Below are 11,638 nucleotides of genomic sequence, written 5' to 3'. Positions count from 1 at the left end.
AGCCAGATCAGCGGTGACCCGCGCTTCCTGAGCGCAGCGTTGTAGGCAGACCAGTTGGTGGTGCGGTAGCGGGCGGGCTTGGGCTTGCTCATGCTGCCCATCTAACCGCATGGATTCACCAAGTGAATCCTTCACGGGGAGAGTTCTGCAACAACGCCGTTCGGCGTTGACATAGGGCATCTCGCGCAGCGGGTTCTGCGTGATCAGCACGGCGCAGCAATGCGGCAGGAACTGCTCCTGCAGCTCGCCCCCGCGCAGGGCGGCCACCACGACGTTATGGGTGCGGCTGGCCTCGCGCACCAGGTCGCGGCCGACGACGGGGGCGCCGGTGCGCGACATCTCGTGCACGCAGATCAGCACGGTGGGCAGCTCGGGGCGATAGGTCTGCCGGCCCGGCGTCAGGCCCTTGCGCAGGTCGGCCAGGGTGCGCCGCCCCCCCTCGACCGAGCCGAAGCGCAGATAGTGCATCAGCGGGTTCATGCGCGCCGCGCCGATGTCGGGATACCATTCCAGATAGGCCGCCATCGAGAAGTCCGAGATCCGCGCGTCGACCGGCGCGCCCAGCTGGATCAGCTCGAAGGCCAGCTCCAGCGCACCCGGCACGCCTTCGTCGATCGCCGCCCTGAGGTCGGGATGGGTGATCAGCCCGGCCAGCGCGGCGTCGATATGAGGCGCTTGCACGCGCAGCTGGCTGTAATAGGTGCCATGGCGCCCCTCGTCTCGGCCATGATTGGCGAAGTGGTCCGACAGCGCCTGCGCGTCGCCGCTCAGGTCGGGATAGAGCCGCTGGTAGAAGACCGGGTCGAAGTCATGGGTCGGTCGCCCGTCGAGGATGCCGGACGGTTCGGCCAGCGTGGTCCACAGATCGTTCAGACGCGTCATTCAGTATCCTGCAAATGCGGCGCCCAGATGGGCGAATCGGGCCTCGTCCGACAGCGGCGCGGCGGCCAGCTGTCGAAGCAGCGGAAGAAGCAGCGGACTGCTGGCGACCAGCGGGGCCAGCGCGAAGTCCGCGATCGTGCCGTCGGCCCCCCGGTTCCAGGCGACCTCGCGCCCGCGGTCGACCTCTGGGGCGTCCGGCACCGTGTCGCCGTCGCACCGGACATAGCGCAGGGCGGCGAAGGTTTCGGCAAGAAGCGGCCGACACGATGCCGCGCAATCGTGCAGAACCGCAAAGGCGGTCCGCGGCGCACCCATATGGGTGAAGCGCAGGACCGGACCGCCCACGCGCCCGGCAGTCGCCGCGATGCCCGCGCCGTCGAATGCGCCCACCGGCCCCGCCAGCGCCAGGTGCGGCTCCGCGTCCAGCAGGGACTGGTCCAGACGCCTGCGCGCGCCGTCGTTCGGTTCATGGATGATCAGCATCTGCGCCCTTCGCCTCAGTCACGCCGTCCCACGGCAAAGCCATGCGCGGATTCGCGGCGCTTATGGCTAGCCACGGGGCGACTTTGCAATCAAGGCTTTTGCTCGATGCCACCACGGACAAGCGGCCGGCGGATTGCAACGGCAAGGCGAAACTGTTGGCCCCCGGGCCCATTTTGATGGAGTAGGTGACCTCCAGAACCGAGTCTTGGTGATCGGCGGCTGCGGCTTCATCGGATCGCATATCGTGGACAGCCTGCTGCGCTCCGGCCACCGGGTCCGCGTCCTGGACATGCGGGGCGAGGCCTACCGTGCGCCTCTGGCCGGGGTCGAGTATGTGCAGGGCAGCTTCTGCAACGCGGATATCCTGCGCGCCGCGCTGACCGGTGTCGATGCCGTGGTGCATACCGCAAGCACCACCGTCCCGGCGACCGCGAACCTGAACCCCATCACCGACATCGACAGCAACCTGATCGGGACCGTGCGCCTGCTGCAGCTGATGCGCGAACGCGGCATCGGGCGGATGGTGTTCCTGTCCTCGGGCGGGACCGTCTTCGGCATACCGCAAACCGATCCGGTCCGCGAGGATCATCCCCAGGCCCCGATCTCCAGCTATGGCATCGTCAAGCTGGCGATCGAGCGCTATCTGCACATGGAGCGGCATCTGCACGGGCTGGACTACGTCGCGCTGCGCGCCTCCAACCCCTACGGTCCGCGCCAAAGCCATGGCGGGCTGCAGGGCATCATCGGCACCTATCTGTGGAAGATCGCCCGCGACGAGCCGATCGAGGTCTGGGGCGACGGCAGCGTGGTGCGCGACTTCGTCCATGTCCGCGATCTGGCCGACCTGACGGTCCTGGCGCTGGAGCAGCCGATCACCGGGTGCTTCAACGCCGGATCGGGCACGGGCGCGTCGGTCCGCGAGATCGTGGAGCTGACCTCCCGCGTCACCGGGCGCAGCCTGACGCCCGTGCACAAGCCGGGCCGGGGTTTCGACGTGCCGCGGGTGGTGCTGGACATCGACCGCATCCGCGCCGCCACCGGATGGGCCCCGTCGATCGGCCTGGAGGAGGGGATGCGCGACGCGTGGTCGTGGATCTGCCACCACAAGCGCGTTTCCGCCGCCGCCTGACCCGGCCCGCCGTCCGCGCTTGGTTGGATTGCCCCGCGGGCTGGGCTATAGCCTGCGCAGACGGGACATGACCGCCCCTTGCGGGCGCGCGCGGGACAGGACGGGACAATGAAGATACTTCTGGTGGGCGCGGGGCTGTCCGGCGCCGTGATCGGGCGGGAACTGGCCGAGGCCGGGCATGACTGCCGCATCATCGACGCGCGGCCCCACATCGCCGGCAACTGCCATACCGAGCGCGACGAAGCGACTGGCGTCATGCTGCATGTCTATGGCCCGCACATCTTCCACACCGACGACGAGGGGGTCTGGGACTATGTCAACCGCTTCGCGCGGTTCCTGCCCTATCAGAACCGCGTCAAGACGACGGCGCAGGGCCGGGTCCATTCGCTGCCCATCAACCTGCTGACGATCAACCAGTTCTTCGGCATGACCCTGCGCCCCGACGAGGCGCGCGCCTTCATCGAGAGCAAGGCCGACACCAGCATCACCGACCCGCAGACCTTCGAGGAGCAGGCGCTGCGCTTCGTCGGTCCCGAACTCTACGAGGCCTTCTTCAAGGGCTATACCGAGAAGCAGTGGGGCTGTTCGCCCACCGACCTGCCGGCGTCGATCCTCAAGCGCCTGCCGGTGCGGTTCAACTATGACGACAACTACTTCTTCCACCGCTTCCAGGGGATGCCGCAGGAGGGCTACACCGCCATGGTCGCGGCGATCCTGGACCATCCGCGCATCACGGTCGAGCTGGGGACCGAGTACCGCCCCGAGATGGCGGCCGAGGCCGATCACGTCTTCTGGTCGGGTCCGCTGGACGGGTATTTCGACTATCGCCTCGGCCGGCTCGGCTATCGCACGCTGGATTTCGAGCGGTTCAGCGACACGGGCGATTATCAGGGCTGCGCGGTGATGAACTATGGCGACCGCGACGTGCCCTTTACCCGCATCACCGAGCACAAGCATTTCAGCCCCTGGGAAAGCCATGAAGGCACGGTCTGCTATCGCGAATATTCCCGCGCGGCCGAGCCGGGCGACACGCCCTACTATCCCATCCGCCTGGTCGAGGAGAAGGCGCTGCTGGAGCAGTATGTCGACCTGGCCCGCGCCACGCCGGGGGTGACCTTCGTCGGACGGCTTGGCACCTACCGCTATCTGGACATGGACGTGACCATCCGCGAGGCGCTGAACACCGCCGCCCGCTTCGGCGCGGAGGGCGGCGCGATGCCGGCCTTCGCCGTGTCGCCGGTCTGAACGCGATGCTGCGCCGCCTGCTGATCATGGGCCGCCCGACCGGTCCCGGACGCCACCCGACGTCGGCCTTCACGCGCGAACTGGGCGACCACCGGCTGCAATACGAACCCGGCGGCCCGACGCTGGTGGTCAGCTTCGACAATGCCGCGCGCCCGGCCGAGGAGGCCTATGTCGGCCGCCCGACCTGGGGCGCGCGCTTCTATCTGTCCGAGGGCCATTCGCTCTTGGGCGTCATCGCGCGTGAGACATCCTGGTATCGCGACCGCACGCTGATCGCCGCGCTGGAGGCGCTGCGCGACGAGGGCTTCTTCGCGTCCTTCGCCAAGGTGGTGCTGACCGGCGGCTCCATGGGCGGTTTCGCCGCCGCGGCCTTCGCGCCGCTGGCGCCGGGCGCCACCGTGATCGCCTTCAGCCCGCAGAGCACGCTGGACGGCCGCGTCGTGCCGTGGGAGCGGCGCTATGCCAACGGCCGCGCCCGCGACTGGACGCTGCCCTATTCGGACGGCCCGGCGGGCCTGGCCCAGGCCGCGCAGGGCTTCGTCTTCTTCGACAATCTCGACAGGGCCGACCTGCGCCATGCCGCGCGCTTCGAGCAGACCGGCCGGGTCCTGCTGATGCCCATTCCCGCGGGCGGGCACGGCGTGCCGCCGATGCTGATCCAGACCGGGCTGCTGAAGCCGCTGACGCGGCAGATCATCGACGGCAGCTTTGCGAAGCCCGCGTTCCAGAAGGCGATCCGCGCCCGCAAGGAGACGATCCGGTATTACCGGATGCTGGCCCGCGAGGCGCTGATGCGCCGCCGCCCCGACCTGGCGCTGCGGGTCTGCGAGGCCGGGCTGAAACGCTTTCCGCTGAGCGACCTGCTGGAGACGCGCAGCCTGGCGCTGGCGGCCATGGACCGGCCGCAGCAGGCCCTGGCGGCGCTGGACCGCGCGCGGGCGCTGCGCGACAAGCGCCGGGGCTGATCAGTCCCGGCTGAGGCTGCCGATCATGTCGGAGACGAAGGGCGCCACCAGCCGTGTCATCACCTGCGTCGAGCCATAGGGTAGCGCGGGCGTCGTGACCGGCGCATCCGCCTTGGGCAGCGGTTCCAGGAACAGCTGGTCGCGTCCGAAGAAGCGCTGCGCGATGCGGCGGTTGCCCGGTTCGAACTGGTTCATGATCGTCACGCGCTCCGCGTGCGGGATCATCAGTGTCACGGGCTTTTCGGTGCGCACGCGGCGGTCCACCGCCTCGGCCATGGCGATCAGGCGCAGGCGCAGCTTCATCGGCGCGTCGATCAGCGGAAGATGGCGCACGAATTCCGACACTTCGGGCGTCAGGCTGATGTTCTCGCCTCCCGCCTTGACCAGCGAGGCCGCATCGCGAAAGCCGAACTGCTCGCAGAATGCCGCGATGGGGCCGCGCGGCATCTGCCCGCGCTCGAAGACGTAGGGCTTGACGCTGCCCGCGCCGAAGACCTGCTCGATCTGGTCGATATAGGCGGCGTAGTCGATCCAGTGGAAGTCGGCGCGCCGTTCCAGGAACTCCGGCCATGGCATGTGGCAGTAGCGGCGATCCCACTGTCCCTTGACGTTCTGCGCCCACCAGCTCTCCAGCCACAGGTCCTGGCGGCGCATCGCGAAGATCACCTTGACGTCGAAATGATCGGCGAAGGCGCGCAGCGGGCTGAGGTCGCGCCTCATGCTGACATCCTCGTCGCTCATGATCACGGTGTGGATGGGCACGGGATGGGCGGCGGCGCGCTGCACCAGATCGGTGGCGACGGCCTGGGCGGTCGTCCTGCCGAAGAAGATGTTGTTGAACGTGCCGATATGGCGCTCGACCCCCAGGGGATAGAGGATGCCTTGGTCGCGGAAGGTCTTCCAGTTGCGGAACATCGTCGCCTGGATGGCGGTGGTCGCCGTCCGGTGGACGCCGATATGGAGATAGAGGGTCTTGCGGTCGCTCATGGGGTCGGTCGTCTCGATCAGGATGCGTCAGAAGCGGTCGATGGCGGGGCGGAAGCCGAGGCCCCTGAGGATGGCCCGATAGATGTCGCGCCGCATGCGGCCGGGCACATGGCCCTGCTTCATCTGCCGGCGCACGCCATAGGCATAGGCCAGCACGCCCACAAGCCCCATCTCGCGGCGCCGCCACGAGGTCTCGTTGCGGGCGCCGTAGCGGAACTTCCACAGGCTCTTCTCGTCGATCAGGCCGAAGTTCACGCCGCGATTGTCGGGCGTGTCATGCACGACCACGCTTTCGGGCACGAAGATGCCCGGATAGCTGCGCGCGATGCGGCGGGTGTATTCGGCGTCGTCGAACCAGATGAAATAGTCCGCGATGGGCAGGCCGTGTTCGCTCAGCGCCCAACGCGGGATCATCACCGACACGAAGGAGGCGCTGTCCACCAGCGCCCAGGCCCGGTCCGGCCGCACGAAGCGCGCCCAGTCCCAGACCGGCCGCGGGGTGTTCATCTCGCACAGCGTGCCGTCGATCCACTCCACGCGCGAACAGGCGAAGCTGGGCCGCCAGCCGGTATCGGCCTCGAAGCCCGACAGCGCGTCATGCAGCGCCTCCAGCGCGTCCGGGTTCGGATAGGCGTCATCGTCCGAGATCCAGAAGAACTGCGCGCCCAGCTGATAGGCGGCCTTCATCCCGGCGTGAAAGCCCCCCGCCCCGCCGACGTTCCTGGGCAGGCGCAGGTGACGGATGCTGGGGTCGGCGGCGGCGCGGGCGGCGACCCGCTCGGGCGTGTCGTCGGTCGAGGCGTTGTCGACGACGATCACCACGTCGGGCCGCCGGGTCTGGGCCGCCAGCGCGTCCAGCACCTTCATCAGCTTGTCCGACCGGTTGAAGGTCACGATCACGGCGGCGGTCATGGTCAGCACGCTCATCGGGTCACGCTCCGCTCTCGGCGATCCGGCGATAGAGGGGCATCAGCACCTCCTTCGCGGTCGGGTCGGCGCGCAGCCGTTCGAAGGCCGCGTGCAGGTTCTCCTTCTGGCGGGCCAGGAAGGCCGGGTCGCGCCACAACCGGTCCACGACGCGCACGGTGCCGCGCACCGCCGCGCGCGGCTCCATCGGGACCAGCAGGTCGTCCGGCAGGACCTCGTCCTGGGACCCCACGCGGGTCGAGATCGGGATGCAGCCGTGCTGCACGGCCTCGTAGCAGACCAGCGCCAGGCCCTCGTTGCTGGAGGGCAGCAGCAGGATGTCAGACCGCCCCAGCAGCGCCGGGATGTCGGCATTGCCCGGCAGCACGGTCACCGCCGAGGACAGGCCGTAACGGCGCAGCAGCGCGGTCACCGTCTGCTCGAACGGGCCCTCGCCCACCATGGTGGCGGTGAAGGCGACGCCCGCGCCCTTGGCCCAGGCCGCCAGCGCCCGCAGCGTCTCGACCACCACGACCGGACGCTTCTGATAGTAGAGGCGGCCGATGAAGGTCGCGTGCAGGGTCTTCTGCCCGGCCTGAAGGCGCAGGGGCGGCAGGGCGCGCGGCTGATCCTCGCGGTCCAGCATCCGGCCGAGGCGCACCCGGTCCGGCGCGGCGTGGAACCGGTCGCGCATATAGCGCACCAGCTCTCCGCTGATGACATGCTGCACGTCCAGATAGTTCGACCACACGCCCGAGATGCGCGGATAGCCGCCATTGGCATGTTCCACGATGTGGGTGCTGTCGATCACCGTGATCCAGGGCAGGCGCGCGCGCACCATCGGCAGGCTTTCGTAAAGCGGCGTGCAATGGTGGATGTGGATGGCGCGGATGTTCTCGGCCAGGGCCAGACGCTCGACGAAGCGCGGCCAGAGGTGATGCGGCAGATAGCGGTCCAGCCGGATGAAGGTGACGTCGGGATGGTCGGGCAACCGCCCCGCCAGCCGCTGCAGCGCCGGGACCGAGGCGACGACGAAGACCCGCAGCCCGGCCTCCAGCGCCCAGTTGACCGTGTCGAAGCCCAGCTTCTCGGCGCCGCCGACCTCCAGCCAGTGCATCCCGATCAGGATCGCGGGACGCTGTGCGGTCTCGGGCGCCTCGGGGTGCGCGATCGCGTCCCAGCCCCGGCCCAGGGGCAGCGGACTATGGTCGTGGTGACGCTCGGCGCGCCGCTTGCGCAGCATCTCGGCGCCATAGCGGACGCGCTCATAGGCCATGGGGCTGAGGCGGAACAGCCGCTCAAGCCCGCGCATGGGCCGCCAGGGCGCGTCGGTCTGCTTCTGCTCGGCGGGGTTCGGCGCGCGCGGGATGGCCAGGCGGATCGTCACCTCGGGGGCGTTCGGTCCGGTGCCGGGCCGGGTGACGGTGCCCAGATAGTCGGCGCCCAGATCCTGCGGAGCGGGCACATGCGTCCCCTCGATCACGTGGGGATGCGCGCTCATCGGGTCGTGACCCTGCGACAGCACGAAATGCAGCGTGCGGTCGGGAAACAGCCGCTCATAGATCGCGCGGGCCTCGGCGATGCCAGCGGACAGGTGGTCGATTGCGGAGCCGGACATGGATCGAATGCTCTTTCTGGAAATGTGTCAGTCGATCAGGCGCAGCAGATAGGCGCCGTAATCGTTCTTGCGAAAGCTCTGCGCGCGCGCGCGCAGCTGATCGGCGCTGATCCAGCCCGCCTCGAAGGCGATCTCCTCGGGGCAGCCGGTCTGCAGGCCCTGGCGGTTCTCCAGGGTGCGCACGAAATTGCCCGCGTCCAGCAGGCTGGCATGGGTGCCGGTATCCAGCCAGGCGAATCCCCGGCCCATGCGCTCGACCTGCAGGCTGCCCTCGTGCAGATAGCTCTCCAGCAGCGTCGTGATCTCCAGCTCGCCGCGCTCGGAGGGCTGGACGGCGCGGGCGCGTTCGGGCGCGCTGCCGTCCAGGAAGTAGAGGCCCGTGACCGCATAGTCCGACGGCGGCACCGAGGGCTTCTCGACGATGGCGCGGGCCTGCATGGTCTCGTCGAAATCGACCACGCCATAGCGCTCGGGGTCCGACACGCGATAGCCGAAGACCGTGCCGCCCGCGGGGCGCGCATCCGCCGCGGCCAGCAGTTCCGGCAGGCCGTGCCCAAAGAAGATGTTGTCGCCCAGCACCATCGCGGAGGGCGCGCCGTCCAGGAAATCCTCGGCCAGGATATAGGCCTGGGCCAGCCCGTCGGGGCTGGGCTGGACGATATAGGTGAAGCGGATGCCCCACTGGCCGCCGTCGCCCAGCAGGCGCTGGAACTGCGCCTGGTCCTCGGGGGTGGTGATGATGGCGATGTCGCGGATGCCCGCCAGCATCAGCACCGTGATCGGGTAATAGATCATCGGCTTGTCATAAAGCGGCAGAAGCTGCTTCGACACGCCCATCGTGATCGGATAGAGCCGCGTGCCCGATCCGCCCGCCAGGATGATGCCCTTGCGCTGTGTCATGTCCTGTCCTTCATCTGCTGCAGAACCCGGTCCAGGCCGGCCTGCCAGTCGGGGCGCCCGATCCCGAAGTCGCGGGCGATGCGCCCGCAATCGAGGCGCGAGTTCAGCGGTCGCCGGGCGGGGGTGGGATAGTCGGCCGTGCCGATGTCCTCGACCCGCGCCGAGAGCGACGCACGCTCCATGATGCGGCGCGCGAAATCGGCCCAGGAGACGTCCGGCGCGCCCGCGAAGTGATAGACCCCGCCCGTCGTGTCGGGCCGGTCCCGCATCATCCGCGCCATGCGCAGCAGCCCGGCCGCGATGTCGGCGGCAGGCGTCGGGCCGCCGACCTGGTCGGCGACCACGCGCAGCACGTCCCGTTCGGCGCCAAGGCGCAGCATCGTCTTGACGAAGTTCGCGCCATGGGCCGAAAAGACCCAGGAGGTCCGCATGACCGCCCAGGTGCCCCCCGCGGCGGCCACGCCCTGCTCTCCGGCCAGCTTGGTCGCGCCATAGACGCCCAAGGGGGCGGTCGGCGCATCCTCGGCGCGCGGCGCGTCGCCTGCGCCATCAAAGACGTAATCGGTCGAGACATGCAGGAACGGGATGCCCAGGGCCGCGCAGGCCTGCGCCATCGCGGCGGGGCTTTCGGCATTGACCAGCCGGGCGGCGTCGGCATCCGTCTCGGCCCGGTCCACGGCCGTGTATGCGGCGGCGTTGATCACCGCGCGGGGCCGCGCGTCGCGGATGGCCGCGGCGCAGGCGGTGGGATCGGTCAGGTCCGCCCTGTCGCGGCCCAGGAATGTCGCCCCCGGCGCCAGCGCGGCCAGCTCCTGCGCGACCTGTCCCGTCCGGCCGAAGACCAGTAGTCCGTCCATCAGGCCGCCCCGAGCCGCTTGCCCACGCCGTCCCGCTGCAAGAGCGGCTGCCACCAGTCGCGGTTCTCCAGATACCAGGCGACGGTGCGGCGCAGCCCTTCCTCGACCGTGACGGAGGGGCGCCAGCCCAGCTCGTCGCGGATGCGGGTCGGGTCGATCGCATAGCGGCGGTCATGGCCGGGCCGGTCGGTCACGAAGGTGATCAGCCGCTCATGCGGCGCGCCGGCGGGGTTCATGTCGTCCATATGCGCGCAGATGGTGCGGACCAGGTCGATGTTGCGGGCCTCGTTCTCGCCGCCGATGTTGTAGCTGCGGTTCAGCTGGCCCTTCTCCAGGACCAGCAGCAGCGCGTCGGCATGATCTTCGACATAGAGCCAGTCGCGGACGTTGCCGCCGTCGCCGTAGACGGGGATCGGCTGGCCCGCCAGCGCCTTGAGGATCACCACCGGCACCAGCTTCTCGGGGAAGTGATAGGGGCCGTAATTGTTCGAGCAGTTCGTCAGCACGACCGGCAGGCCATAGGTCTCGGCCCAGGCCCGCACCAGATGGTCGGACCCCGCCTTGCTGGCGGAATAGGGGCTGCGCGGGTCGTAGGGGGTCGTCTCGGTGAACTGCCCCGTCTCACCCAGGGAGCCGAAGACCTCGTCGGTCGAGATGTGGTGGAAGCGGAACCCCTCGGGGCGGCCTTCGGCGGTCCAATAGGCGCGGGCTGCCTCCAGCATGTTGAAGGTGCCGATCACGTTCGTCTCGATGAAGGCCGCGGGGCCGTCGATGGAGCGGTCCACATGGCTCTCGGCGGCCAGATGCATGATCGCGTCGGGACGATGCTGCGCCAGGATGCGGTCCAACGCCGCGCGGTCGCGGATGTCGGCCTGCTCGAACGCATAGCCGGGCCGGTCTGCGACCTCGGCGACGTTGGCCAGGTTGGCGGCATAGGTCAGCGCGTCTAGGTTCACCACCTCATGCCCGCGCACCATCGCCAGCCTTACCACGGCCGAGCCGATGAAGCCTGCGCCGCCTGTGATCAGTATCTTCATGCCATGTCCCCGAACGGTGATTGCCAATCCGCGAAGGCCGGTGCCGCGCGGTCCTTATCCGACAGGACCGGGTCCGAGACGCCCCAGTCGATGCCCAGGCTGTCCCAGGCGACGGCGCCGTCGGCGGCCCGGTCGTAATGGTCGGTGCATTTGTAGACGACCTCGGTGTCGTCCTCGCGCGTCGCGAAACCGTGCAGGAAGCCTGCCGGAATCCACAGCTGACGCCCGTTCTCGAAGCTCAGCTCGGTGCCGAACCAACGGCCGTATGTCGGGCTGTCCGGCCGCGCATCGACGGCCACGTCGAACAGCCGCCCGCGCCCGCAGCGCACCAGCTTGCCCTGCGCATGGGGCGGGGCCTGATAATGCAGCCCGCGCAGCGTGCCCGCCTGACGCGACAGCGAATGGTTGTCCTGCACGAAATCCGGCAGGTCCAGCCCGGCCTCACGCAGGGTCCGGCGGTTCCAGCTTTCCGAAAAGAAGCCGCGCGCATCCCCGTGTCGCGCCGGGGTCAGGATCAGGACGCCTGACAGGGGTGTGGTCTCAATCTTCATCGCCGCCTCGGGATGTGGTCAGCCTGCTGTCTATGTCCAAGCGCGCGGCTTGTCAGCCCGTCTTTGCCCGAAAAGGCC

General features: G+C 69.0%; 11 protein-coding genes and 1 pseudogene. 3 read left to right on the top strand and 9 right to left on the bottom strand.

Going from position 1 to position 11,638, the window contains the following annotated elements:
- Both AC2SGK_RS14360 and AC2SGK_RS14355 read right to left on the bottom strand, forming a co-directional pair.
- Nucleotides 1–92: pseudogene (locus tag AC2SGK_RS14360) on the bottom strand (IS5/IS1182 family transposase); the annotation flags it as partial.
- 790 nt (nucleotides 93–882) lie between these two features.
- Nucleotides 883–1,365, bottom strand: coding sequence for a hypothetical protein (locus AC2SGK_RS14355; RefSeq protein WP_488324186.1), 483 nt, complete (start codon nucleotides 1,363–1,365; stop codon nucleotides 883–885).
- A gap of 208 nt (nucleotides 1,366–1,573) precedes the next feature.
- Here AC2SGK_RS14355 and AC2SGK_RS14350 point away from each other — a divergent pair, with 208 nt between their 5' ends.
- The 3 genes from AC2SGK_RS14350 (at nucleotide 1,574) to AC2SGK_RS14340 (ending at nucleotide 4,704) form a co-directional block, all read left to right on the top strand.
- Nucleotides 1,574–2,494, top strand: a complete 921-nt coding sequence (locus AC2SGK_RS14350) for an NAD-dependent epimerase/dehydratase family protein (RefSeq protein WP_488324185.1) — start codon at nucleotides 1,574–1,576, stop codon at nucleotides 2,492–2,494.
- A 108-nt stretch (nucleotides 2,495–2,602) separates the two neighbouring features.
- Nucleotides 2,603–3,739, top strand: a complete 1,137-nt coding sequence (gene glf / locus AC2SGK_RS14345; RefSeq protein WP_488324184.1) for a UDP-galactopyranose mutase — start codon at nucleotides 2,603–2,605, stop codon at nucleotides 3,737–3,739.
- A 5-nt stretch (nucleotides 3,740–3,744) separates the two neighbouring features.
- Nucleotides 3,745–4,704, top strand: a complete 960-nt coding sequence (locus AC2SGK_RS14340; protein WP_488324183.1) for a hypothetical protein — start codon at nucleotides 3,745–3,747, stop codon at nucleotides 4,702–4,704.
- Here the strand turns inward: AC2SGK_RS14340 and AC2SGK_RS14335 are convergent, their stop codons facing one another.
- Genes AC2SGK_RS14335 through rfbC form a run of 7 tightly spaced genes read right to left on the bottom strand, consistent with a single transcriptional unit; the run spans nucleotide 4,705 to nucleotide 11,560 of the window.
- On the bottom strand, nucleotides 4,705–5,691 hold the full coding sequence (locus tag AC2SGK_RS14335; RefSeq protein ID WP_488324182.1) for a hypothetical protein: 987 nt from the start codon (nucleotides 5,689–5,691) through the stop codon (nucleotides 4,705–4,707).
- A 27-nt stretch (nucleotides 5,692–5,718) separates the two neighbouring features.
- Complete coding sequence (locus tag AC2SGK_RS14330; RefSeq protein WP_488324181.1) at nucleotides 5,719–6,618, bottom strand: glycosyltransferase family 2 protein; 900 nt, start codon at nucleotides 6,616–6,618, stop codon at nucleotides 5,719–5,721.
- 4 nt (nucleotides 6,619–6,622) lie between these two features.
- A complete protein-coding gene (locus AC2SGK_RS14325) occupies nucleotides 6,623–8,215 on the bottom strand; it encodes a glycosyltransferase (RefSeq protein ID WP_488324180.1) in 1,593 nt (530 codons plus the stop codon).
- Between the two features lie 27 nt (nucleotides 8,216–8,242).
- Nucleotides 8,243–9,115: a glucose-1-phosphate thymidylyltransferase RfbA gene (gene rfbA / locus AC2SGK_RS14320; RefSeq protein ID WP_488324179.1), complete on the bottom strand. Its 873-nt coding sequence runs from the start codon at nucleotides 9,113–9,115 to the stop codon at nucleotides 8,243–8,245.
- Nucleotides 9,112–9,972 carry a dTDP-4-dehydrorhamnose reductase gene (rfbD, locus tag AC2SGK_RS14315; RefSeq protein WP_488324178.1) on the bottom strand — a complete coding sequence of 287 codons (861 nt, stop codon included), beginning with the start codon at nucleotides 9,970–9,972 and terminating at the stop codon, nucleotides 9,112–9,114. The genes rfbA and rfbD overlap by 4 nt, the downstream gene beginning before the upstream one ends.
- Nucleotides 9,972–11,009, bottom strand: coding sequence for a dTDP-glucose 4,6-dehydratase (gene rfbB, locus AC2SGK_RS14310; protein ID WP_488324177.1), 1,038 nt, complete (start codon nucleotides 11,007–11,009; stop codon nucleotides 9,972–9,974). The genes rfbD and rfbB overlap by 1 nt, the downstream gene beginning before the upstream one ends.
- On the bottom strand, nucleotides 11,006–11,560 hold the full coding sequence (gene rfbC, locus AC2SGK_RS14305) for a dTDP-4-dehydrorhamnose 3,5-epimerase (protein WP_488324176.1): 555 nt from the start codon (nucleotides 11,558–11,560) through the stop codon (nucleotides 11,006–11,008). The genes rfbB and rfbC overlap by 4 nt, the downstream gene beginning before the upstream one ends.
- Nucleotides 11,561–11,638 lie beyond the last annotated feature (78 nt).

It is taken from the genome of Paracoccus sp. NIOT.M2S5SZ12 (genome assembly GCF_057748165.1).
This window is presented reverse-complemented; position numbering and strand designations above follow the sequence as displayed.